Consider the following 24,717-nt stretch of genomic DNA (forward strand, 5'->3'; position numbering starts at 1 on the left):
TTTACTGCCTAATAAATTAGGCAAATAGCTTTCATCCCCTTAGCTATTAGCCGGAGGTTCTCAGCATAGGTATGATAGTGAATGCAAGACGGAAAAATCAGTCGTCCTCAAGGTTGCAATAACATCACAAGCAGGGACGACTTGTAAAAACTTATTTTTTGTATCTACCAGAATCTGTGCAATTTTTATAAAGCCCATAAAATACTGGCTGATTGAAGATGTTCAAAGAACGGTGAGAGAATATTTCGCTCTTTAGGTTCAACCGTTATCTACAATAACGCAAACATCTAGAGTTAAATCAAACCATTGTAAATCTTAATATAAATTTAATTTTTCTCTAGAGATTAAGCAGATATATCCCGGATTTTTCACCAATGCTTGCAACCTCAGTCCAGAGTCCGTAGGGGCGGGTTTACAGATATACTCGAATCATTCACGAAGATTTCGCTCAATCCGCCCCTACTTTTTGTGAGAAATGCGGGATATGGGAATTGAAATTTTCTCCCCAATCCCCAGTCCCCAGTCCCAATTTCCCTTCAAACATGAAAAATCTTTAGTTCAGATGTTAGTTTCTGGGTGGTAATGGGTAATCTCTTATCTAGAAGATGGCTGTAACTAAGTATTTACCACAATCCAGATTAAAACATGGCTAGTTCAGGCGAAGACTATTTAGTTGTCCGTAAAAAGCAGATTGAAAGGAAAAAAAGAATCTTAACGGCAGTTTCGATTGTTTCTTTAGTTGGTTCAACAGCGTTTTCAGCTATTCCAGCAATTCAACGGGCTATCCAGAGTCCTGCACCAGTAACTACAACTACATCTGCTGAGTCTTCTTTACAAGAACAAGCCAAGGGTTACGAATTAGTTTTACAGCGCGAACCAAATAACCAAGTCGCGTTGGAGAAGCTTTCTTTAGTGCGTGTGCAGTTGAAAGATTTTAAGGGTGCGATACAACCTTTAGAAAAGTTGGTGAATCTACATCCCGATAGGCAAGATTATAAGGTTATTTTGGAGGATATGAAGAAACGCGAAAAAGAGTAATAAAGATAATCAATAGCTAATATTTAACAAGTAAACGTAATTATTTTATTTTAAATAAATAGCAATTACAAAAATATATGTCAACAAAATGTAAAGTCTGTCAATCTCAATCTATTTTTTTTGCTGAAGCAATTTTATTAGGTAAACATAAAGTTAATTATTTCCAATGCTCTAATTGTGGTTTTGTTCAAACAGAAGAGCCTTACTGGTTAGCAGAAGCCTATTCTGATGCTATAGCTAAAACTGATGTTGGTTTAGTATTCCGTAATCATCATCTTTCACAAAAAGCATCCCAAATAATTTTTCAACTTTTTGATCATAATGCAAAATTTTTGGACTATGGTGGTGGTTATGGTCTGTTTGTTAGACAGATGAGAGACTATGGTTTTAACTTTTATTGGTTTGACAAATTTTGTAATAATCTATTTGCCCAAGGATTTGAAATAGATAAAAATGAAAACAATAATTATGAATTAGTGACTGCATTTGAAGTTTTTGAGCATTTTGTTGATCCTGTTCAAGAAATAGAACATATTCTCCAATTTTCGAGAAACATTTTATTTAGCACAGAAATTTTACCAGAAAATAATCCTAAACCTAATGAATGGTGGTATTATGCAACTCATGAGGGACAGCATATATCACTGTATACATTTGCTTCTTTATCAATAATTGCGGACAGATATAATTTAAATTTTTACTCTAATGGAACATCTTTGCATCTATTGACAGAAAAGAAACTACTACCTGATATGTTTCATAATGTATGTCACAGTCAACCTCAGAGTTTAAAAAAAGAATCTTTACTGGCAAATGACTATTCACAAGCTGTTAAATCATTAATTAATAACTATTATCCTAATTTTGCAGAATGTTCAACTAAGGAAAGTGATTTAACTGAATCTGCTACTAAAAACATAACCATTTTAATAGATGGGGTGTTTTTTCAACTATATCAAACTGGTATTGCTCGTGTTTGGAAATCTTTATTAGAAGAATGGGCAAGTAACGGTTTTGCAAAGCAAATTATTGTACTTGATCGTGTGGGTACAGCACCTAAAATTGCTGGTATTAGATACTTAAATATACCCAGTTACGATTATCATGATATTGATACAGATCGAGCAATGTTACAGCAAGTATGTGAACAAGAAGGAGCAGATTTATTTATTTCTTCTTACTACACTACACCACTTACAACACCTTCTGTATTTATGGCTTATGACATGATACCAGAAGTCATGGGGTGGGATATGAATAATCCCATGTGGCAAGCTAAACATCAAGCTATCAAACAAGCACAGGCGTACATAGCAATCTCTGAGAATACCGCCCACGATTTAGCAAAATTCTTTTCTCATATTCCTCAAGAATCTGTAACTGTAGCCTATTGTGGAGTTAAGTATCCACTGTTACCAGCATCATCCTCAAAAGTTAATAGTTTTAAAACTAAATACGGTATTACAAAACCTTATTTTCTCTTGGTTGGGACAGGTAGTGGTTATAAAAACGGTATTTTGTTCTTCCAGGCATTTTCACAATTAGCGAGTGGTTCTGGATTTGATATAGTTTGTACAGGAATTGGTACTGCATTAACCTCTGAATTTCGAGCTTATACATCTGGTAGTGTTGTTCATACCTTGCAACTCAGCGATGAAGATTTAGCAATCGCTTACTCTGGTGCTGTGGCTTTAGTTTATCCTTCTAAATATGAAGGTTTTGGAATGCCGATAATTGAAGCAATGGCTTGTGGCTGTCCTGTAATTACTTGTCCTAATGCTTCAATTCCAGAGGTAGCAGGTGACGCAGCAATATATGTAAATAATGATGTAGACGGGCTAGTAAATGCACTATGTGAAGTACAAAAACCGGGAGTTCGTCAATTATTAATTACTGCGGGTTTGGCTCAAATACAAAAATTTTCTTGGTCAAAAATGGCAGAAATTGTCAGTTCTGCTTTAATTGATGCGACGCTTCTATCTTTAAATCTGAAAGAGATTAATTTAATTGTTTTCCCTGATTGGTCAGAATCAGAAGATTTAATCAGTTTGGAGTTGGCACAAGTAATTAAGACAATAGCAACTCATTCTGAAAGTAGCAAGACAACTTTACTGATTGATACTACTAATATTTTAGCTGAAGACGCTGAGTTGTTCTTATCTAGCATCACAATGAGTCTTCTAATGGAGGAAGATTTAGATATTACCAATGAATTAGAAATTACATTAGTGATAAATTTAGCTGATATTCAATGGAAAGCTTTACTACCTCGTCTTCATGGACGAATTATTTTAGAACAGGAAAATCAACAAGCACTAATACAAGCCAAAGCGGAAACTCTCACATCTTATGAACTAGAAAGCTTTCGCCAAGTACGAGATGAAGAGTTTTTTTTTGCTTAAGTAAAAAATTATTCAATGAAGGTAAATGGCAAGAAGCGATCGCCTCATATCAAAAACTGCTAGAATCACACCAAGGTAGTGCAGATTTTTACTGGGATTTAAGCCAGTGTTATAGAAATTCCAACTTGCTAGATGAGTATTTTCAGACTCTACAGCAAGGAATTGAACTTTACCCTACCGATGGTAGATTTCATTTTACCTTGATTATTGACTTGCGGCGTAATCGGCGTATTCAAGAGGCTATAAACAGTGCTGAAAAAGCTTGCCAATGTTTACCTAATGATTATACATTTAAAATTCTTAAATATCTGACAGTTCCAAGTATTTACAATAATCAAGAAGAAATACCATTTTATCGCCAGCGTTTTATTCAAGGACTCCAAGATTTAATTAATCAAACATCTCTCAATACTCTTGAAGAAAAGCAGAGTGCTTTAGCTGGTATCAGTCGGCTAACTAATTTTTATTTATCATATCAGGCACAAAATGATATAGATTTGCAACGCCAATATGGGAAGTTAGTACATGAAATTATGGCGGCTAACTTTCCTCAATGGGTTGTCCCTTTATCTGTGCCTAAACTACAACATAATCAAAAAATTCGGGTTGGTTATGTTTCTCATTATCTGCATTCTTATAGTGGTACACTATGGTTAACTGGCTGGTTAAAATACTGCGATCGCTACAATTTTGAAATTTACTGTTATTACACAGGTAATGAACCAGATGCAGTGACCGATAATTTTAGAGAATATAGTGATTTGTTCCACCATATCCCTTACAATTTGCCGGGGGTTTGTGAACAAATTATTGCGGATAATTTACAAATTTTAGTGTATCCAGAAATTGGTATGAATCCCCAAACTATGCTTATGGGTGCTTTGCGACTTGCACCAGTACAATGTGTTGCTTGGGGACATCCAGTAACAACTGGGTTATCTACTATTGATTACTTTTTATCTAGCGAGTTAATGGAAGCAGAAAATGCTCAAGAACATTACTCAGAAAAATTAATTCGCTTACCTAATATTGGTGTTTCTTACCCTAAACCTTATATTCCACAAGTGGTTAAAAGTCGTGCTGATTTTGCCTTGTCAGATGATGATATTCTCTATTTATGCTGTCAAGCACCGTTTAAATATTTACCACAATATGATTTTATTTTTGCGGAAATAGCGTGTCGTGTACCGCAAGCTAAGTTTATATTTTTGCGTGGTACGTTACTTCAAGAACGTCTACAACGAGCTTTTGATGCTTTGGGGCTAAAATTTGAAGATTATTGTGTATTTCTTAGTATTCCTGAAAGATTAGACTATTTGATGATTAACTTACTTTCAGATGTTTACTTAGATACATTTACTTGGTCTGGTGGTAATACTACCTTAGAAGCGATCGCTTGTAATCTTCCTATTGTTACTTGTCCTGGGGAATTTATGCGGGGTCGTCACTCTGATAGTTTTTTGAAAATGTTGGGAGTGACAGATACTATTGCTCAAAATGAAGCGGAATATATTGATATTGCTGTTAAATTAGGGCAGAATCCTGCTTGGCGACGGAAGATTTCAGAAAAAATGGGTCAACGTCATGACAAATTATTTGATGATAAAGTTTGTGTCGCAGGTTTGGAAGCATTTTATAAAGAGGTTGTTGAAAAAGCCTACATTCACTCAAACGAAGAAAACAAGAAAAAATAAATTATCCCAAATTTAAGTTTAGTAGAGTGCGTCAGTATGAATAATTTTTCAGTATTGCTAGATTGTTTCACACTGACCTGACTTTTCACGTTATGTGGAAAGTCAGGTCAGTGTGAAACCTAACCCCCTAACCTAGGGTGTTGACTTTGTAGGAAAAGCATTAAAAAAAGTTCATACAAATTCTGCGTCGTTATCTAAGGTCGAAAATACGATTTTTCTTTTCGAGAGCATGGACTGACCAAAAACTTGAGATGACCAATCCTTAAGGTCTATATAGCGAACATTTTCTAATGCCTGTTTAACCACAGATGTGGTCAAATTCATCGTACATAAACAAATGCTTAAAATCATCTGACCTATCTGTTTGAGAGGGCATCTAGAGGAAAAATGTTTGTATTTACCAAAAATAGATTCAATGATATCAGAAGCTGCCAAAAAAGTTTTATCCTTGGGAATCTGTTCGATTTCAGTTTTTATATATAACCAAATATTTTGTGGGAAAGTTATATCCAGAAATGTTGAATTGTTTTTTAACTGGAATTCAGCTAGAGATTCTTGATTAATACCGTTTTGTTTAAGTTGAATTTCTAAGGCTCTGGTCATCATCACCATTTGACTCCAAATCCGGATGTCTTCTTGATAATCTTTTAACCATCCAAACTTCATAATTAATTTTTGATTGAAAATGTCCGGGTCAGAAGTTTCTGCTAATTTTAATAAAGTCTCAATTGGACATTTCAACAGTTTCTCTGCCCAATTAATCAACTTCTCTACATTGAAATAACGACATTGAGAGCGTTGCGATGGTGGAGATATAAAGGCTAATTCGGTTTGTTGAAGTTGATGCCGACACTGATTACATTTTTGAATAAAAGATTGATATTTTTCGGAATTAGCTAGCTCATGTTTGAGTAATAAAGCCATTGCATGAGTTACATCATACGTATAAACTACATCTGGATATTTTTGTATGTAAAGCTTAATTCCTTTTTCAATGTCACTACCATGATCTGCTATTATTTGTACTGGGCAGCCCACTTTAGTAGTTAGTTCACAAAGCTTTTGTTCAATCAATTCTCCTCTGGTCGAATCCATGATTTCCAGTGCTAATACTTGAACATCATGGTGTTTTAATCCTCTTTTTGATGGGAAAACTTCCGATTCTAAGTATTGTTGAGATACTCCCAAAACCACCAAACACTTTTGCTTTCCTAATTCTACTGTTAGGTCTATAATAAAAACCCAATCACTTCGGTATTCTTTGGCTCGTTGTAGTTCATATAAACCAATTCTTCCTAACCAACTTCTCACACTACTGAAGCAGGGAGTTTTTACTTCCTCCGCCGATGCTTCCCACTTCAAGTTATTCTCAACTCCTCGTAAGCTACTTCCAGAATCAATGCTTTGTTGTATGGCTTTTTGTACTGTTTGAACGCTATATTGATGCCCGAACGCTGCCACCATCTCTATTTTTTCGGAATTTTCTTCCCCTTTTTTTGTCCATCAACCAAATTGGTATGAAGGATACGTAGTTCTTTTTCTGCTTTCATCGCCCGTGTTTTCCAATTCTCTCTTGAGAGCAATAAATCCCTAACTTTTACTTCTAATGCTCTGAGCTTTTTTTGTCTCTCAAGGGCTATCTCTTTCCAATTCTCTCTACTTTGTTTAAACAGACGAATTAATCGGCTGGAGGAACTTTTTAATTTATTCATTAACCACCCAACCTCAATTTGATATTTTTAGGTGTCTATCCTGTATGAAGAAATATCATCATAAGATACCCAAAGTCAACACCCTAGCTCCGCTCCACTCAGAATGACATTTAAGGGCTACAAAGCAAGTGGTGACTGGGATTTTAAGACTTGTGTGTACACCGTAGCCTTGTAGGGGAGAGGTACTCTAGCGAGAAGCCGCTCCGCGTCTTTGGAGAGGGGTTTTCCAGATCCCGTGAAAAGTCAGCACACTGACGCACCCTAAATTTTGGATATTTTTGCTCTTAAAGTTGTTAAAATTACTGCTAGGGCTGTTATACCTCATCAACAACGACTAACTCCACTCCACACCTTGTAGCCGCCTCTGCTAATCGAGCATCAAGTGTTGCTAAGGGTAATCCTAATCGCAATGCCAATTCTAAATAAGCTGCGTCATAAGCTGCTAAACCTTCTTGTCGCCCTAGGTCTAAGATTGCACCAAATACATTTGTATTTGCAGACGAATCAACTTTTATTAATAATGACTGTAACAATGTAATTGCTTCCTCAGATTGTTCCTGAGTCATGCGCTTACGCCGTTCAGCTACCAGTAGGACATTAGCAATTTCTAGTAACCAAATCCCTGGTACGAATACTTCAGCATCCGGCATTATTGCTAGTATCGCATTAGCGTAATCGTTATTTTCATCTACCAAACACCAGCTAATTCCTACAGAACAATCTAAAACAAACTGCATTAAAATCTTCGCCCCTCTTCTATCATGGAGGGAATTGCAGCTTTTTCCAACGCCACTTCTCTCCGCAGTTGTTGCATTCTAGCAATTGCATTCCTGATGGATGTTTTCGTCGTTGGTTTTCCCCAAGCGTTATATTGTGGTTTTTCTGGTGTTGTACTGGAAGTATCTGGTAACGGCTGTATAACTAGCACTACCTCAACAGATTTATCTTTAAAGTCGGTGGGAGTATGGATTTGCAATATACCATCGTCTCCAATATGCGATCGCAACTTCATTGTTTCCATGTCTGTATTGATAAACTAAGATCAATGCTATGGCTTCTATATCTCAATACTATAGCAATCCTAATTGAGTTGCGAGAAAACACGGAATCCCAGATACCTGACTTCTTGAAGAAGTCGGGTATCTGGCCTCTCATGAATGATTTAGGATTGCTATATACTCTTATCTTAAAATATCGCCGTGACTACTATTACTATTAACTTGAACAACGTAGTTAGACTCAGTGAAGACCAATTTTATCAGCTATGTCGAGATAATCCCGATATTAAGTTTGAACTCAATGCTAACGGAGAATTGATAGTTATGCCACCTACAGGGGGAGAAACTGGAAAAAGTAACGCCAAACTTACAACAAGATTTGTTTTGTGGAATGAGCAAACACAACTAGGTGAAGTTTTTGACTCTTCTACTTGTTTTCGACTCCCCAATGGTGCAAACCGTTCTCCTGATGTTTCTTGGATAGAAATTAGCCGATGGAATGCACTTTCATTAGAACAACGAGAAAAATTTCCTCCCATTGCGCCTGATTTTGTTTTAGAGTTGATGTCTCCATCCGATAGCTTGAGTGAAACACAAGCTAAAATGCAAGAATATATGAATGCGGGAGTAAAGCTAGGTTGGTTGATAGACAGAAAAACACGCCGTATAGAAATTTATCGTCAAGGGCAACCAAAAGAAGTATTAGAATCTCCTACCAACTTATCTGGAGAAGATATATTAATTGGTTTTACTTTAGATTTGCAGATTATCTGGAGTTAACCCACTGCATATTCTGTAAATTTCCTCATAAAAGGAGACTGAAAACCTAACACAATATCTTCTTTAGGTACTCCCATCGTAACTAAATTGGCTGCAATATCATCCTCTGTACCATTCCACTGAAGCCAAATTTTTTCACCCTTAATATCGATATGGATGATACAACTATGCACCCAATCCTGTCCCTCCCAGCCAACATGAACTATTTGGTAATGATCACGTTCTGTATCAAAAATATTTTCAACTTCTATATTTCCGTTAGCAGGTTTTTGCTGACTATACTCCTGTAATATTTGTTGTATCATCTGGCGATAATTGGCTATTTTTTCCATTTGACAATTACCTCTTTTTCTGCATTATAAATAATCATTTTGACTCGATTCTCTTCAATCATTTCTTGAGGGAAATCAAGTTGAAAAAATGTTTTATAGGTTGTCAAAGGTACTGCTAAATATAAAACACGCTCTGGCTGTCGTCGTTTCAGTGCGCCTCTATAGTTGATAAACTGTCCCAATGCTGTCAACTGATAATGAAATAATATCCCATAAAAAAGAGTATCAACTCTATCTTGAATGATAAAATTGATACTTATTCTTAAAAGTTTGTAGTAAGGGCTGAAGCCCTTAGTCATGTCTAATTTTGAGGGCTGAAGCCCTCACTACGAACTAATATACCTCTGCCACATTTGGGTGTAAGCATTTTCCATTTCACGGGTAAACTGCTTACCATTCCATAGAGGTGATGTTTTTCTGGACTGTCTCAACTTCCAAGCAATTTGTTGTCTTAAGGCTTCATCCTTACCCAAACGCACACCCCACTCTACATATTCTTCATCAGTCCAAGCAATACCTTCTGTAATACCAGCATTCATCATCATGGTGTAACTGTTACGTGCAGCGAATTGCTCACCTACTCGCGTCACCATAGGGATACACATCCATAGAGTTTCTAGGGTGGTTGTAGCACCGTTGTAGGGATAGGTGTCTAATACAATATCAGCAATTCCTAAATTAGCACGGTGAACCGATTCTGCAATTACACCTGGAAGAAAGCGCAATTTAGAGGTATCTACGCCCTCTTCTTCTGCTAGCCCATCAAAGAATATTTTGATCGATTCTTCATCAGATATCCCTTTAATTAAGAAGTAGCTATTGGGAACTTCTTTAAGGATTCTCAATTGCAGTCTTGCAATATCTGGATGTCGCTTAAAGCCTCGTTGGGCGCAGAGATACACAATTCCATCATGAGGAATATCTAATTGTTCACGAGTTATCGTAGGTACACTAACCTCAAAACCATCTATACCTATGTAGGTTTGAGGTAAACGCCAAATTTTTTCACTATAATATTCCTGGGCTGATTCTGGTAAGACGTAGGGGTCAGCAATGAAATAATCTATTGATGGGCTACCAGAAGCATCGAAACCTAACCAAGTAACTTGAACTGGTGCAGGTTTTAAGGATACGATTTCACAGCTAATATCTAAAGTAATACTATCCAAATCTATCAAAATATCGATTTCATCTTTGTATATTTCTTCAGCAATCTCTGAAGTATGGTTTGATTTATATGCTTTGTCTAGTTTACTAAGATACCATTCATGTAGAGGATCACACTCTGGATTAGTATTAATAAAATAAGCAGAAATTTCAAATTTGTTCCGGTCATGATACTGAAATAACCATCGCGCTAACCAACCTACAGAGTGACTTCTAAGACAATAAGATAAGTATCCTATCTTAAGTTTTTTATCTGTAAGGTTTTGTTTTTTTCTTTCTATGTGACCATGAAAATACTTTTCTACTTTTTCTTTAGCATAATTTTCTATATTGGCTTCACAAAGCTGTAATAACTGGTTTTGAATATGTTTGTTTTTCTTTGGATTATCTTCAATATATGGAGTAAAAAAATTGGCATTAAATAATCTGGCTATTCTAACTGAATCTAGTTCTTTCGGTTGGGCTTTAATTAGTGACTCTACTAATTCTTCTTGTCTTTTTTGTACTAAGCAAGATTCTTCCCAATGACCACCTGCGGTCATTAATCCCCGCAAAATTTGGCGATTTGCGAAAACTTTTTCTGGTAAATTTTCTACTAAAGAGTAGTATGATTTAGCAGTTTCTATACCTTGATCGAATTGACCCGCATTCTGATAAAATGTAGCTAGTTGACCTATGACCTCTGTATTATTAGGGCTTAACTTTAAATATATTTCGCACAATTTTACAGCTATTTTTGGTAGCCTTTTTGAGTAAGCTATTTCTAAAGCTGCTGGCAGTACAACTATCAACAAAATTTGATGATTATTTTTGCAATGTGGTAAACACGCTTCCAGAAACTCCAGGGTTGGTGGGTGTAAAGGTGCATAGTCTAAAATTAATTTTAGAACATCCATTAGCAGTTCTAAATTGACATCTCCTTTTGGTTGAGATTGGAGAACTTTGATTAGTCCTAGTTCTTCTAAATCTTGACCACTATAGGTTTCTAACTTGATAGCCAATTTAATCAAATTTAAGAGATTATGAATATCTTGAGGAAAAATTTCCTTGATGTTATTGCGAATCTTTTCAGCTACTAAATATTCTTTTAATTCTTCTCGGCGTTCAGCCTCTGTTTGCAAAATCTTAATTAATTCTGCCTGACAGGTTTCGACTTGTTCTGTATCGACTTCCATGATGGCCATAAACCAAGTTGTCTGGGCTTCTACCTCTTGCCCTTGCAACAGTAACATTAATCCTAAATGCCAATAGTGAGATTTAACATCAGGTTCTATGGTAATTGCTTCTTCGTAGAGACTTGCAGCTTGGATATAATTACCTGCAAGAAAATATTTTTCTGCACGCTGATGATATTGAACTGGAGGAGTTAATGAGAGCATAGTAATTATCAAAAATTGGTAGGATGAAACACGATAGAGATGTAGCAATTAGCTCAATGAAAAATCACACTTAGAGCAAATTGCAGAAATTGGGTAATGTTTAAAAACACTACCCAACATAAAAAAGTATGTGAAATAACAAAGAATTATAAGAAGTGAATGTTTTACACTTGCTTATCTAGCCAAAGATACAAAATCATTTTCACAAGTTGTAGTAAATGTATTGACATCACTAACTTCTTGAGAAGGACCTGGTGACTCACAAGCTATTGCTAATGTGAGTGCTTCAGAGGTAGCACTCTCTCCTACAGTTGTACCTACTAATCCATAGTAGGATTTCAACGCAGCTTTATTAGCTATTCCTTTAAATTGAGCATTACCACTTCCATCACCGGTGATGCTGTAGTCGTAATTTTCAGATTGAGTCTTGATACCTACTTGCAATTCAGATAATCCTGTAGCGAACTTTTGGTATTCTAGGTAGTAAGCTTGTTGAGAACGGTTAACTGTACCAACGTAGTTTCTCGCTTCTGACTGTTTCGCTTTGTTTACCTGACCAAGTAGTGAAGGTAACGCGATCGCAGCAAGTACACCGATAATAATTACTACAACTAGCAGTTCAATTAAGGTAAAACCTTCTTCTTCTTTCTTTTTACGGTTGCTGAGGTGGTTAAGGAATTTAGCTTGCAATTCTGGCTTGAGCATGGGTTTCTCCTGAAGTTTGGGGTAAGTAGAATGCGATCGCTCTGTTCTAAAAAAAACTTACCCAGTTGCAATCTGCGATCTATCACTCCAGTAAAAAAACTTCTTGTTTTAGCTATAATTACGTATATTTACTAATAAAATTAATCTAGTGGATGAAGAAATAAGGTTTATCTCCTGTTTTCTACTGACAATTGCTTTATTTGGTCAGCCTGTATAGAAGACACGTCAGGCGATCATCGCACCACCCCTTTCTAGGTCTTTGATATATGTGTATGTGAAGCCTGCACTAGAACCAGTAACTCACGGCGGTTTGCGTTACATAATCCACAGATTCAAAATGTACTGTACCTTGCAAAAGCTACAATGTATTGATATCAAGAAAATTGGCTATTTTATTCAAGCAATTGTATTTTACAAGTTCCCCACTCTTAGCGTAGAAGAAATTGAAGCCATGCTTGATTTCGATGAATTCAAAAATACTCGATTGTACAAAAGTATCTTAGCAAAGACAAGACCGGAAACAGAACTAGAAACAAAATTGAAATTAGTCCCAAAATGTATTCAGAGAGGTATGAGTATTCAAGAAATAGCAGAATTCTTAGAACTAGATGTTGAAACTATCAGGAAATCTCTGCAAGAGCAGTCTGAGTAAATAAATTTAACCAAACCTACATTTTTAGGTGATTTGGTGAATGTTATTCCCGACTTTTGTTATTTGCGATCGCTTGCCTGACTCATATGTTATGCTATATTAAACGTAGTCGTTATGAGTTCAGATAATTATTATGACTAATCAGACTGTAGAGAACTTAGTAATTATCGGTTCTGGGCCAGCAGGTTACACTGCGGCTATATATGCTGGACGAGCTAATTTAAAACCTGTGGTATTTGAAGGTTTCCAAGTTGGGGGATTACCTGGTGGTCAATTAATGACGACAACGGAAGTAGAGAATTTTCCGGGATTTCCCCAAGGGATAACGGGGCCGGAACTTATGGATAGGATGAAGGCGCAGGCGGAGCGTTGGGGGGCTGAGTTATATACTGAGGATGTGATTTCAGTTGATTTGAGTCAGCGTCCTTTTACTATCCGCTCAGAAGAAAGGGAAGTCAAGGCTCACACTATAATTATTGCCACTGGTGCGACAGCTAAACGTTTGGGTTTACCCAGTGAACATCAATTCTGGAGTCGGGGAATTTCTGCTTGTGCAATTTGCGATGGTGCTACGCCAATTTTCCACGGTGCAGAATTAGCGGTGGTTGGTGCTGGTGACTCGGCGGCGGAGGAGTCTATTTATTTAACTAAGTATGGCTCGAAAGTGAATTTGTTAGTGCGTTCTGATAAGATGCGGGCTTCTAAAGCCATGCAAGACCGACTGTTGAGTAATCCTAAAATCCAAGTGCATTGGAACACCGAGGCTGTAGATATATTCGGTAGCGGTCACATGGAAGGGATAACAGTCCGTAATAGAAAAACTGGGGAAGAAACCAAACTGTCAGCTAAGGGTTTATTCTACGCCATTGGTCACACGCCTAATACTGCTTTATTTAAAGGGCAATTGGAACTAGACGAAGTGGGTTACATTGTCACTAAACATGGTTCACCAGAAACTAGTGTAGAGGGTGTATTTGCTGCTGGTGACGTGCAAGACCATGAATATCGCCAAGCAATTACGGCGGCTGGTAGTGGCTGTGCGGCGGCGTTGTTGGCGGAACGTTGGTTGTCTGCTAATGCTTTGATTCACGAGTTCCATCAACAGCTGACTATTAATAATGAGTTAGAACCTCAGCCAACTGCTCAGAAAACTGAAGCCGAACAAGCGGCGGAGTTTGATTTAGCTGTAACTCGCCATGAGGGGGGTTATGCTCTAAGGAAATTATTCCACGAAAGCGATCGCCTACTCGTTGTCAAATACGTCTCCCCTGGTTGTGGCCCTTGTCACACCCTCAAGCCGATTTTAAATAAAGTAGTGGTCGAATTTGAAAGTAAAATCCACTTTGTAGAAATCGACATCGACAAAGACCGCGAAATTGCCGAAAATGCCGGCGTAACAGGAACACCAACAATACAGTTTTTCAAAAATCAAGAACTATTAAAGGAAATCAAAGGCGTTAAGCAAAAAAGTGAGTATCGCCAATTGATTGAAACTAATCTTTGATTAGGGCTTGCTTCCAACAGTCGTCATTGAACCCCACCCCCAGCCCCTCCCCGTTCACGGGGAGGGGAGACAAAGCGTAGCTATGGCGGGGTGGGGTTCTTCGGGTTTCATCAGCTGACTTGATTATTCCCTTGTCCCCTGCCCATCTTGACTATCTCCTGGTGAAATCTGACTATTAGATACACTCCGCATTCTATTCATTTGAGTAAGAGCGTATCTTGCTGTAGCCTGGACTTCAGCATCAGGGTCATCAAGGGCATGGTTTAACATTTGGCTCATTTGTCCCATCATGTCATACACACGGGTTAAGTCACGGATGGCATTTTGCCTGACTTTTGGACTGTCATCTTGCATGGAGACGGCTAAAGCCCGGTTGATGGGTTTGAGTGTGCGGATGTTAATTTCTGACAAAGAAGCCAAAATTAAACTGCGTTGTTGAGAATCAGCATCAATCAACAGGTTTACCAATGGCTGAATTGCTCGTGAATCGCCTTGCTGACCTAAATCCCAGATAGCTTTGTGTCGCTTGCTGGGGTCGGTACTACGTAAATCTCTAATTAATTCATCAACAATGCTGAGTTTGGTTATACGAGAAGTGGTTTCTACAGGCATTTCTGTTGTAGAAGAAATTGATGCGCTGGCTGTAGGTGAATTTGTGAATTGAACTGTATTTTCTTGGTTAACCGATGTTTTTTCAACTTCTTGTAAAGTCAGTGGAACTTTATTTTCTTGAGCTGGACTTAAAGCTCTTATCCCTGAGTTTTCAGGTAATTTTTCTGCTTGGTTTTGCTCATACAATCTCAGTAAGAACAGGATAGCCCCAATACTTCCTAAAGTTCCTAAAACCAATATTAACCACCAAATCAAATTGCTTTGGTCGGACTGGGGTTTGGTAGTGGATGGGATGGTTGAATTGGCGGTTTCAGTCCGAGGAGAAATCGCTAGTTGACTTTTTTTGGCTGCAAATGCTGCTTGCAGAGTCTTTTGGGTTGTCAGGTCTGCAAAACCATCTACCCTTTTTAAACCCTTGGCTGTCTGGAATTGAACTACAGCACTTTTTGTACTTTGACCGTATTTCCCATCTATCAGGTCATCATAGTACCCTAACTCCTTTAATTGAGTTTGCAGTGTTCGCACATCTGACCCTTGACTACCTGGTGTGAGAACAACCGGCTTAGTGGGTCTAGTAGAACTGACTTGTGCCAGATACCAGACTTTAGGTGTGGTTGCGCTGGCGGGATTTAAGTAAAAACCCAGGCAAGAAAAATAGGTGATGATTAAAATTGAGGAGCGGTATAGCCTCATATTAAGTTCAAAATTGCAGCATGAAAGTTCTAGGGAAGTGATAAAATCTGTCTAAATATTAACTTTTATATGGCAAATAAAGTTTGATTTTCTGTAAGAGTTATGTAAATTATCTTACCTTAACTAATTATTGATTTCTATATTTTTTCTGTTTTAACAATAGATCGTTTATACCACAATCAGGTTGAGATAAAACCATCAAATCAAGCTTGGGGCTACTGTTAATTGAAATATGGTGGTTCATACCAACAGAACTTGTAGCACCTGGAGGGATATGAGAATCTAGGTGAACATCATCCAAAATAGAATTAAGGCAGTGTTTCCGATTCAGATTTTCTTACAGATACAGTTACAGTATTTAACTGCTTTGTAGATGCTTCTGCAAGTTGTGTTTGCTGTGTATTAGCTGTTTCTCCCACCACGAGAGTTTTATTTTGCCCTCCCAAGTTATCACGCTGATTGATGAGGTAGATGCTAATTAAAGTGAGAAATACTCCTACCCACTGTAATGTACTGAGGACTTCTGAGAGTAAGAGATGACCAAATAGGAGCGCAAAGACTGGTGTGAGAAAAGTTAGGGAACTCAGACTGGTGAGGCTACCACTAGAAGCAAAGTAGAAAAATAAAGCATAGGCGATCGCACTACCAAAAACAGTAGCATAACCCAAAGCCAACCAATCAGCAGTCACAAGACTTTGCCATTGCTGAGATTCTACAACCGATGAAACGCTCCATAATGGCAAACCTCCTAAAATCATATGCCAGCCAGTAGCTGTCACTGGGTCAGTATACTTGGTCACATATCTAATTAAGACTGTTCCGACAGCCATAGACAAAGCTGCTAACAGCATCAGCCATTCACCACTAGCAAAAAGGTTTTGCCAGTTGCCTATTGTGACCTCTGAAGCCGTCCCAAATATACTGAAAATCCACTCATCGGGTAAGCCAATTAAACTAATACCCATGACTCCCAAGCTTAACCCTAGCCATCCCCACAAACCGATACGTTCTTGAAATAGCCACAACGACAGCAAAGCCACCGCCAAAGGTTGGGAATCAATCATCACTGAACCTAAACCGGCACTGGTTCTAACTAATCCTTCTGCTAAAAAGCCTTGAAATAAAGTGCCATCAACTACACCAAATAACCCAATCCACAGCCATGCTTTCCAACCTGTAGGCTGGGGTCTACCCATGAGTGCGGCGACAATTAAAATTAACACTCCCGCCGGTAGCAACCGTAACCCCGCCATAAATAAGGGGGTGGTGTGGGGAATGACTCCTTTCATCGCTACCATTGCTGTTCCCCAGAGGAAAAAGGGCGCAATGAGTAGTAGAGGTGCGAAGGGTAGTTTAGATGCACTGAGTTTCAGTTGCATGGGTTTGCTGATGCCTTTGGTTTACAGATGCAGAGATTGCTTTAACCAATTTTACCCAATTGTGTCTTTTTGTGAAGGAAATAATACTTACGGATTAGGGACTGGCGGAATTTCGTTTTGTTTTTCTGCATTGATTACATTTTGTAACCGATGAATTTCCTTCTTTGCCTCTTTAAGCAAATCATCCCAATCATTGGGAGGATGACCACTATCAAGCATTTTGTGAAAAACTTGATAAGCATCTGTATTACTGTTATATGCTCGCTTAGAGTTCTCATCGTTAACCCAAGCAAACACAATAATTTTACTTTCCTGATGATATCGAAAAAATAGGCGGTACTGCTGAAAAAATTTGGCTCTAAACCAGTGCTTGTAATCATCACCAAGAGTAGTTCCTTGACGGTAATCACTACGGGTTGGATCTTGAGGAATAACATCAAATGCCAATCGTGCGATCGCCCCTAGACGCTTGGCAGCATTTTTCTTTTTGTAGTCTTGAGGATATTTTTCCCGTAAATATTCAACTTGCATCAAAAGTTCTTCAACCTGGTTCAGGAAGAGAGCATGAGCAAATATATTCCACCCATTAATTACTAGCGGCTGATTTAAGGACAAATTTATTCATCCTCATCTACAAGTGGTACATCAAGATCAAAATCAACGTCAGCAACTAAGCACTGAATATGACTTACTAGATCAGAGCTAATGGCCTTTAAGTGCTGTGGATTTTTCTCAATATCTTCTGCCAGAAAATGTATAAACTTCCCAAGTATTGGATCACTTTGTGTCTGATCAACACGAGAAATCACTACCTGACCGTCGGGTTGAATGGTGTAGCAGATTTTATCACGCTTATTCAAGCCAAGAGCTTTGCGAATTGGATCAGGAATCGTTGTCTGATAACGATCAGTCAGGGTAGATTCTGAACATGGGGCTAGTTTTATAGCCATAGCTACTTCTCAACCTGTTGGTTAAACTCTATTATCAAGGTAATGCAATTGCATTGTCTCGTCAAGGGTGACTAGGTGCGTTAACTAAGTAACGCACCCCACTACACTATTTAGGAGAAAGTAGGAATCGCAGATGTTTCTAAATGGGCTACTAATTTCACCCCAAATTCTGCTTCAAATACTCCTTTTTTGAAGTCTAAACTCCAGAGTTCTAAGGCACAATCATCATCTGGATTGACTGGATAAATTAGCAAATTGAACTGCTGGAATTGGCGGTAATAATCACATTTGATTTGAGCGATCGCACCAATTTGTCGTCTATCTAATGCTACTGCTAATCTTAGCAGCGCACTCAACTGACTGACTATTTGGCGATGCTGTTTACTCAATAAATTACGATAATTTTCGTGTCGCTTTTTGGGTGGCGATTTGCGGTGATAACGGGCTAAATTGGCAATAATTTCGATTTCGGTTTCGTTGTAGCCGAGTAATTCACTATTCCGAATGAGATAGTAAGAGTGTTTATGGTGCGACGAATGGCTAATATGATGACCGCAATTGTGTAAAATTGCTGCCGCCCAAAGTAATTGTCGTTCATTTGTTCCCCAATGGTGGAGTTGTCCTTGGGTTTGGTCAAATAAACTTAAAGCAAAAGCAGCCACGCGATCGCTATATGCTAAATTGACTTGGTACTTACTCGCCTGCTTCAATACACTACGCTCACGCACCGAACTTTGAAAGCGTAGTCTATCTTCAATCAAGCCGTGGCTTAACATCCAGTCCACAATCACACCTTCCCGCAAGGCTCGCCCACAGGTTGAGATAGAGTCTATACCCAAAAGCATCATTGCTTCCTGCAAAACCACCGCCCCGGCTAAAATCACTTCAGAGCGTCTCTCTGGCATCCCTGGGACGACTGCTCTTTGCGCGTTGGTCATTTTCCGCAGGCGATTTACCCACTCTTGCAAGTCTGGGAGGGTGAATTTATAGCCATTGAGGGTAGAAGGGATAGTCCCCAACTTTTCCCGTGCATGAATCATGGCGATGGTTTCAATTGTGCCGGAAGTACCAATTAATTTGGGAAATTCGCCAAACTGGAGATTAGCTAAAACTTCATCTACAGAACGTTCCAACATCCCCCGCGCATAGGCTTGTAGGTACTGAAACTCAACATCTAAAATGGGGTCAGAACTGATTAACTCAGTAGTCAGGCGCACTGCACCGACTTTCGTGCTGGTGAGAGTACGCGGTTCGTCGCTATCGCCCAAAATGATTTCTGTAGAACCCCCGCCAATATCAATAATGATGTGAGCCTGGTTATGGAACTCCATCCCCGACAGCACACCTAAATAGATGCGTCGCGCTTCTTCTTGACCAGAAATCAAGTCAACGCATAAACCCAACTCTGATTCTACTTTGTGTAAAAAATCTTTACCGTTGGGAGCTTCCCGCACTGCACTAGTGGCGACAGCGATCATAGTTTCTGCATTAGCAGTTTTAGCCACCTTTTGGAAGCGTCCCAAAGCTGCGATCGCTTTATCCATTATCTCTGGTTTTAACTCCCCAGTAGCAATATCGCGATCGCCTAATCGTACAGTTTCTTTTTCTTTACCAATAATCGTAAAAGCTGGTAAAGTCGGGTCAATCCTGACTATCACCATGTGCAGGGAATTTGTTCCCATATCAATGGCCGCAATAATCCGGTGTTGCTTAACCGCTTGAGTATTGACACTCAAACAGTCAGCCGAAACTAAATTCAGCATCTAGTTTTCTCTCTCTATAAGGAAGGATCGTAAAAAAATCGCGTGTCGGGGTAGTTGGCACTGATATTGGTTGCAATCTACTTGTAATCAGGTTGACCGTATCGAGTCCACCTAATTTAAGTATATTCACCCTGTTATTTACTATTTTAGTCACAATCGCAGCGTCTTTGACGTTGCCACTAGAGATTGTGTTTTTACAAATATCAAAAAAAGATATTCTATAGATATAAAAATATATTACGAATTACGAATTACGAATTAGACCCCAATGTTAGAAAGTAACCAAGAACCAGTCTGGCTAACAATTATCCGGCTTTTGCGGTGGCATAAACCCGAAGGACGTTTGATTTTGATGATTCCTGCACTTTGGGCAGTATTTTTGGCTGCTGCGGGTAAGCCGCCTTTAGCATTGGTGGGGGTGATTGTCTTGGGTACTCTCGCCACTAGTGCGGCTGGGTGTGTGGTGAATGATTTGTGGGATAGGGATATTGATCCAGAAGTGGAAAGAACCCGCGATCGCCCCCTTGCTTCCCGTGCGTTATCTGTAAAAGTGGGGATAGGGGTGGGGATTGTCGCTTTAGCTTGTGCGGCGGTGCTGGCGTTTTATCTCAACACTTTGAGTTTTTGCTTGTCTGTGGCGGCTGTCCCTGTAATTCTCTTGTATCCTGGTGCAAAACGAGTTTTCCCAGTACCGCAATTGGTGCTGTCAATCGCCTGGGGTTTTGCGGTGTTAATTAGCTGGAGTGCAGTTACACAGAATATTTCTCAACCCACTTGGTTATTGTGGGGGGCTACTTTATTGTGGACATTAGGATTTGATACAGTTTACGCCATGAGCGATCGCGCAGATGATCGCCGCATTGGTGTTAATTCCAGTGCTTTGTTCTTCGGAGATTACGCACCTGTAGCCATTGGTATATTCTTTCTTGGTGCGATCGCTTTATTAGGGTGGCTAGGTGTTGCTATTCACCTAAAATTAGCTTTTTGGATTAGTTTAACTATTGGGACTATTGGCTGGTTTTGGCAGTTTCTCCAATTAAGAAAACCAGAATTACCTAATCCTGTTTATGGGCAAATGTTCCGTCAGAACGTTTGGATTGGTTTTATTTTACTAGGTGGAATGATTATAGGTTCTTTTTAGAGCAGGCGATGGAAAAAACCCTTCTCCAAACCTGCTCCGATGCTTTGGAGAGGCGTTTTCCAGATCCCGTGAAAAATCAGATATTGTCTCGGTCGCGGGACAGCATCTGATGCTGATGATGCAGAATCGTCCATCTTGATTCCTTCAATATTTCTCAGTTGGGAACTATTTACAGTGGCAAGTTCGCCATAAAGTCTAAAGAATAAGATAGTGCTGAAGACTTCATATCAGCCCACCAACGGGATATATATATCGTTTCGCCTTCAGGTGTATTGATATTTTCTGGCTCGGTTATTGGCTCAGATGTAGGTGATGTTTGCTGTAAAACTTCGCTAACGGGAACTGTTGGCGGGGTTCTCTCTAGGGCTAATTCCATCAGACTTACCCAATGAGATACAGCTATTTCTGCGTTGGACTGGTAGATAATCGCAATTGAAGCTGCATCAATATTGATTCGCACGTTTTTGACTACCGCATCAGTTTTCAACAACTTTTCTAATCTGCGTCCATAGGCGCGATCGCTAGTCAGTATTGGTAGGTGAAACCGAATCCTTCCAGGTATTTTATGTATAACACTATAGGTCACTTTAGCCGACCATGTTGTTAACTCTTTATCTTGTTTAACAATCGGTGTTTTATTTTCTTGGTTTGCAGATTTATCGTCGCTATCTGCTCTTTCACCGCTCATCTCACCAGCAATTAGTGGTTTTAAATAATCAATTACCCTGCGCGTTGCGTCTGCGGTAATCATATAAACGGGAATCGATGCTAAACCGCTAATTCCTAATCTACCTGTAACTGCTAACCCTGTCATCAAGGGAATGAAAGATATGGTCTGCTCTTTCCAAAAGTCAGCAGATTTCCAAGCTGCAAAGGGATCTGATATGGGTGCATCTGGGGTTATCTGAATATTTAGGGCTTGCAATATACCCAACATCTCAGACAGCGACAGTTGCTTTTCGTCAAAGTTAACTACCAAACTGCTTGTTTGCTGGTTGATAGAAACTTCTTTCACACCAGGATATTGCCGTAAATATTCGATGATAGTCTTACAGTTGGAGCTAAAACTATCATCAGTCGCTTTGATGCGTATGCGCCCATTTGTTGCGTGTACAACTTGCATACCAGTAGCAGAAAGTTTTAATTGTGCCTCTTTCACCACTTTACTGCTATTCATATTCATTTTTACTACATTGTTGTGACGCTGAGTAAAGCTTAAGTCAGAGAATCTTAGCTGATGCAGATTTTGACTTAAGCTTTCGCGACTAATAATAGTAATAGTTTGTGCCATTTATCCGATAACTGCACCTGGCTGATGAGGTTAACAATGGGTTAGGTATACATCAAAAAAATTGTTGGATCTTTTTATAAAGATATAATTTTTATTATGTATTCTTAACTACAGTTTTTTGATATTCTTCTTCAGTGATTCTATTTAGATGAGATTCTAGACGATCCACAAAAACAACACCATCTAGATGGTCATATTCGTGTTGAAATATACGAGCCACAAAGTTAGTTAACTCTTGTTTTTGTAATTTGCCATTGCGATCGATGTACTCAATTGCGATCGCTTGATATCGAGGAACTAAACCTCTAATACCAGGAACACTGAGACAACCTTCCCAATCTTTGCTCACTTCAGTCGAGTGAGCCACTATCTTGGGGTTGATCATGGCAGTTGGTTGCATTTCTGGCGCGTTGGGATACCTGGCGTTAGGACGGGAAGCCACAATAAATAAACGAACAGATTCCGCAACTTGTGGTGCAGCAATGCCGACACCATTCGCTTGAGCCGCAGTAGTGATTAAATCATCAATTAATTTTTGAATACGTGCATCATGAACATTTTCCACCCAAGCAGCTTTCTGTCGTAATATGCGATCGCCTAATTGGATGATGGATAGTGATTCACTCATTTGTAATCCTCCTTAAGAAATGTGAAGGGATTGGGGACACTTCTCTGCGAGACGCTCCGCGAACGACAAGTGATACAGTGAGCCTGTCGAACTGCTCAGTGCATCGCTGGGGACTGGGGATTGGGAAAACTTCTACCTTCCTCGTCCCCTTCCCTTATCTTTCTCTTTGCACTGGTAAAGGTGCAGGGTTGACTGCTAATTGCTCAGTTTGTCCATCACGGACTATTTCAACTTGCAAGGGAGTACCAATTTGGCTATTTTCTACTAGCTTTTGGACTTGTTCAACTGTGGTGACAGGTTGATTATTAATTTTTTGAATTACGTCTCCACTTCTGAGTCCAGCAATATCGGCGGGAGAACGACGCACAATTCTGACTAAGAGAACACCTTTATCTGCTGTAATATTGATGCGATCGCCAAATCTTTCATTAAATCTTTCTCTAAATTTTGGAGTAAGTGTTACCATCTGAACCCCCACATAAGGATGATCCACTCTCCGTTTCTCAATTAACTCCTGAGAAATTTTCTTGACAGTATTAACCGGAATAGCAAATCCTAAACCCTGTGCGCCTTGAATTATGGCTGTATTCATGCCAATTACTTGACCATTAGCATTGAGTAATGGGCCACCAGAGTTCCCCGGATTAATAGCCGCATCTGTTTGCAAAAAGTCAACACGCTTATCACTCGCACCAATATCACTACTAGAACGACCAGTAGCACTAATAATTCCCGAAGTAACAGTGTTATTCAAACCTAACGGATTCCCAATGGCAATAACAGGTTGTCCTGGTTGTAAGTTCTCTGAGTTCCCTAAAGATAATGTGGGTAAGTTCTGGTTCTGGGCATCAATTTCAATCACAGCTACATCTGTTACTGGGTCTTGACCCCATACTTTTCCCTCAAAAGGCTCACGATTTTTGACAGTGACTGTTACTTGATCAGCACCATCTACTACATGAGCATTAGTCAGAATGTAAATCTTGCCATTGCCAGAAGATTTAATAATAAATCCTGAACCGCTACCCCGTTCTACGCGCTGTCTAGGTTGTGATGGTGCAGGATCATCAAAAAAGCGACGGAACATGGGATCATTAAAGCCATCTGGAACACGAGAAGTTACAGTTCTGGCAGAATCAATCCGCACCACTGCACTTCCCACATTCTGCACTACTTTGACAACAAAGTTGGGATCTCCAGAGGATGCAATTATAGGTGGAGGTGCAACTTCTGAAATAGTATCATCTGTTGTAGTTTGAGCTGCAACTTCCGCTTGGGATTCATTCGGTCTGATTTGTAGTGTCTTAGTAGGTAAAAGAGAGCAGCCCCCCAGAGATACTAGTGCTACCCCACTAAAGAACATTAACTTTATACTGTTAATTCCCCTTTGCTGAAACCAACTGCCAATATGAATATTTTTTAAGCTAATACCATACTCTGTTGTCTTCATGTGTCTTTATTTCTCCGTGTTTATCAGGTGGTGCTAGGATTTCTTGAGTGCTGAGTTATGAGTGCTGAGTTGTAAGTGCTGAGTTATGAGTGCTGAGTTGTGAGTGTTGAGTTGTGAGTGCTGAGTTGTAAGTGCTGAGTTATGAGTGCTGAGTTGTGAGTGAGTAGACTACTCAGTGCTGTTAGCGTAGAGGGGTGTACTCTTATCGGGGAGTAAGCTACGCAATAGCATCTGTCTACGCTCGGACTATCCCCTAGGGAACGTACATAACCCCGTGCTAAGTCATGATTAGTTTACCTTTACTTCAGCACTGGCTAAACACCGCGCTACCGCTAACAGCACTCAACACTCAACACTCAGCACTCAACACTCAACACTCAACACTCAGCACTCAGCACTCAGCACTCATAACTCTATTGTGACGATTAGTGGCAAAGGTAGTAAATG

Annotated in this window: 23 protein-coding genes; 7 read left to right on the forward strand and 16 right to left on the reverse strand. The window is 39.2% G+C overall.

Features of this window, described 5'->3' with window-relative positions:
- The first annotated feature begins 645 nt into the window (after window positions 1–645).
- The 3 genes from L6494_RS27045 (at window position 646) to L6494_RS27055 (ending at window position 5,134) form a co-directional block, all read left to right on the forward strand.
- Complete coding sequence (locus L6494_RS27045; RefSeq protein WP_237990839.1) at window positions 646–1,038, forward strand: tetratricopeptide repeat protein; 393 nt, start codon at window positions 646–648, stop codon at window positions 1,036–1,038.
- Between the two features lie 77 nt (window positions 1,039–1,115).
- Window positions 1,116–3,440: a methyltransferase domain-containing protein gene (locus L6494_RS27050; protein ID WP_237990840.1), complete on the forward strand. Its 2,325-nt coding sequence runs from the start codon at window positions 1,116–1,118 to the stop codon at window positions 3,438–3,440.
- A 125-nt stretch (window positions 3,441–3,565) separates the two neighbouring features.
- Window positions 3,566–5,134: an O-linked N-acetylglucosamine transferase, SPINDLY family protein gene (locus tag L6494_RS27055; RefSeq protein WP_237990841.1), complete on the forward strand. Its 1,569-nt coding sequence runs from the start codon at window positions 3,566–3,568 to the stop codon at window positions 5,132–5,134.
- A 171-nt stretch (window positions 5,135–5,305) separates the two neighbouring features.
- Here L6494_RS27055 and L6494_RS27060 read toward each other — a convergent pair whose 3' ends face one another.
- The 4 genes from L6494_RS27060 to L6494_RS27075 form a co-directional block, all read right to left on the reverse strand.
- On the reverse strand, window positions 5,306–6,598 hold the full coding sequence (locus L6494_RS27060) for a hypothetical protein (RefSeq protein WP_237989459.1): 1,293 nt from the start codon (window positions 6,596–6,598) through the stop codon (window positions 5,306–5,308).
- Window positions 6,599–6,600: 2 nt separating this feature from the next.
- On the reverse strand, window positions 6,601–6,846 hold the full coding sequence (locus L6494_RS27065) for a hypothetical protein (protein WP_237988609.1): 246 nt from the start codon (window positions 6,844–6,846) through the stop codon (window positions 6,601–6,603).
- A 314-nt stretch (window positions 6,847–7,160) separates the two neighbouring features.
- Window positions 7,161–7,583 (reverse strand): type II toxin-antitoxin system VapC family toxin, encoded by a 423-nt coding sequence (locus tag L6494_RS27070; RefSeq protein ID WP_237990842.1) that lies wholly within the window; start codon window positions 7,581–7,583, stop codon window positions 7,161–7,163.
- Complete coding sequence (locus L6494_RS27075; protein ID WP_237990843.1) at window positions 7,583–7,867, reverse strand: hypothetical protein; 285 nt, start codon at window positions 7,865–7,867, stop codon at window positions 7,583–7,585. Before L6494_RS27075 ends, L6494_RS27070 begins: the two co-directional genes overlap by 1 nt.
- Before the next feature lie 178 nt (window positions 7,868–8,045).
- Between L6494_RS27075 and L6494_RS27080 the strand changes: the two genes are divergently transcribed.
- The gene (locus L6494_RS27080) at window positions 8,046–8,624 is read left to right on the forward strand and encodes a Uma2 family endonuclease (protein ID WP_237990844.1); all 579 of its coding nucleotides are present in this window, start codon (window positions 8,046–8,048) and stop codon (window positions 8,622–8,624) included.
- On the opposite strand, the gene L6494_RS27085 is transcribed toward L6494_RS27080, so the two are convergent.
- The 4 genes from L6494_RS27085 to L6494_RS27100 all read right to left on the reverse strand — a co-directional run bounded on the left by L6494_RS27085 (window position 8,621) and on the right by L6494_RS27100 (window position 12,207).
- Entirely contained in the window at window positions 8,621–8,956 is a 336-nt protein-coding gene (locus L6494_RS27085; protein ID WP_237990845.1) for a XisI protein, read from the reverse strand. The two genes, L6494_RS27080 and L6494_RS27085, sit on opposite strands and share 4 nt — an antisense overlap.
- Window positions 8,944–9,255: an element excision factor XisH family protein gene (locus tag L6494_RS27090; protein ID WP_237990846.1), complete on the reverse strand. Its 312-nt coding sequence runs from the start codon at window positions 9,253–9,255 to the stop codon at window positions 8,944–8,946. Before L6494_RS27090 ends, L6494_RS27085 begins: the two co-directional genes overlap by 13 nt.
- Window positions 9,256–9,282: 27 nt before the next feature.
- On the reverse strand, window positions 9,283–11,502 hold the full coding sequence (locus L6494_RS27095; protein ID WP_237990847.1) for an O-linked N-acetylglucosamine transferase, SPINDLY family protein: 2,220 nt from the start codon (window positions 11,500–11,502) through the stop codon (window positions 9,283–9,285).
- Window positions 11,503–11,676: 174 nt separating this feature from the next.
- Window positions 11,677–12,207: a type IV pilin-like G/H family protein gene (locus L6494_RS27100; protein ID WP_237990848.1), complete on the reverse strand. Its 531-nt coding sequence runs from the start codon at window positions 12,205–12,207 to the stop codon at window positions 11,677–11,679.
- A 274-nt stretch (window positions 12,208–12,481) separates the two neighbouring features.
- Here L6494_RS27100 and L6494_RS27105 point away from each other — a divergent pair, with 274 nt between their 5' ends.
- A complete protein-coding gene (locus tag L6494_RS27105) occupies window positions 12,482–12,859 on the forward strand; it encodes a hypothetical protein (protein WP_237990849.1) in 378 nt (125 codons plus the stop codon).
- A gap of 133 nt (window positions 12,860–12,992) precedes the next feature.
- Window positions 12,993–14,363 (forward strand): thioredoxin-disulfide reductase, encoded by a 1,371-nt coding sequence (gene trxB, locus L6494_RS27110; RefSeq protein WP_237990850.1) that lies wholly within the window; start codon window positions 12,993–12,995, stop codon window positions 14,361–14,363.
- Between the two features lie 123 nt (window positions 14,364–14,486).
- On the opposite strand, the gene L6494_RS27115 is transcribed toward trxB, so the two are convergent.
- From L6494_RS27115 to L6494_RS27135, 5 genes are all read right to left on the reverse strand, one after another.
- Entirely contained in the window at window positions 14,487–15,668 is a 1,182-nt protein-coding gene (locus tag L6494_RS27115; RefSeq protein ID WP_237990851.1) for a peptidoglycan-binding protein, read from the reverse strand.
- Between the two features lie 308 nt (window positions 15,669–15,976).
- Window positions 15,977–17,047, reverse strand: coding sequence for a DMT family transporter (locus tag L6494_RS27120; RefSeq protein WP_237990852.1), 1,071 nt, complete (start codon window positions 17,045–17,047; stop codon window positions 15,977–15,979).
- 87 nt (window positions 17,048–17,134) lie between these two features.
- Entirely contained in the window at window positions 17,135–17,578 is a 444-nt protein-coding gene (locus tag L6494_RS27125; RefSeq protein ID WP_237990853.1) for a type II toxin-antitoxin system YhaV family toxin, read from the reverse strand.
- Window positions 17,579–17,664: 86 nt separating this feature from the next.
- Entirely contained in the window at window positions 17,665–17,997 is a 333-nt protein-coding gene (locus L6494_RS27130) for a type II toxin-antitoxin system PrlF family antitoxin (protein WP_237990854.1), read from the reverse strand.
- Between the two features lie 110 nt (window positions 17,998–18,107).
- Window positions 18,108–19,760: a Ppx/GppA phosphatase family protein gene (locus L6494_RS27135; RefSeq protein ID WP_237990855.1), complete on the reverse strand. Its 1,653-nt coding sequence runs from the start codon at window positions 19,758–19,760 to the stop codon at window positions 18,108–18,110.
- 268 nt (window positions 19,761–20,028) lie between these two features.
- Here L6494_RS27135 and L6494_RS27140 point away from each other — a divergent pair, with 268 nt between their 5' ends.
- Window positions 20,029–20,901 (forward strand): 4-hydroxybenzoate solanesyltransferase, encoded by an 873-nt coding sequence (locus L6494_RS27140; RefSeq protein WP_237990856.1) that lies wholly within the window; start codon window positions 20,029–20,031, stop codon window positions 20,899–20,901.
- A gap of 169 nt (window positions 20,902–21,070) precedes the next feature.
- Here the strand turns inward: L6494_RS27140 and L6494_RS27145 are convergent, their stop codons facing one another.
- The 3 genes from L6494_RS27145 to L6494_RS27155 all read right to left on the reverse strand — a co-directional run bounded on the left by L6494_RS27145 (window position 21,071) and on the right by L6494_RS27155 (window position 24,270).
- Entirely contained in the window at window positions 21,071–22,192 is a 1,122-nt protein-coding gene (locus L6494_RS27145; RefSeq protein ID WP_237990857.1) for an HMA2 domain-containing protein, read from the reverse strand.
- A gap of 94 nt (window positions 22,193–22,286) precedes the next feature.
- Window positions 22,287–22,820, reverse strand: a complete 534-nt coding sequence (gene def / locus L6494_RS27150; protein WP_237990858.1) for a peptide deformylase — start codon at window positions 22,818–22,820, stop codon at window positions 22,287–22,289.
- A gap of 154 nt (window positions 22,821–22,974) precedes the next feature.
- Window positions 22,975–24,270 carry an HhoA/HhoB/HtrA family serine endopeptidase gene (locus L6494_RS27155; RefSeq protein WP_237990859.1) on the reverse strand — a complete coding sequence of 432 codons (1,296 nt, stop codon included), beginning with the start codon at window positions 24,268–24,270 and terminating at the stop codon, window positions 22,975–22,977.
- Between the last annotated feature and the right edge of the window lie 447 nt (window positions 24,271–24,717).

This window comes from Nostoc sp. UHCC 0870 (assembly GCF_022063185.1).
Lineage (GTDB): Bacteria > Cyanobacteriota > Cyanobacteriia > Cyanobacteriales > Nostocaceae > Trichormus.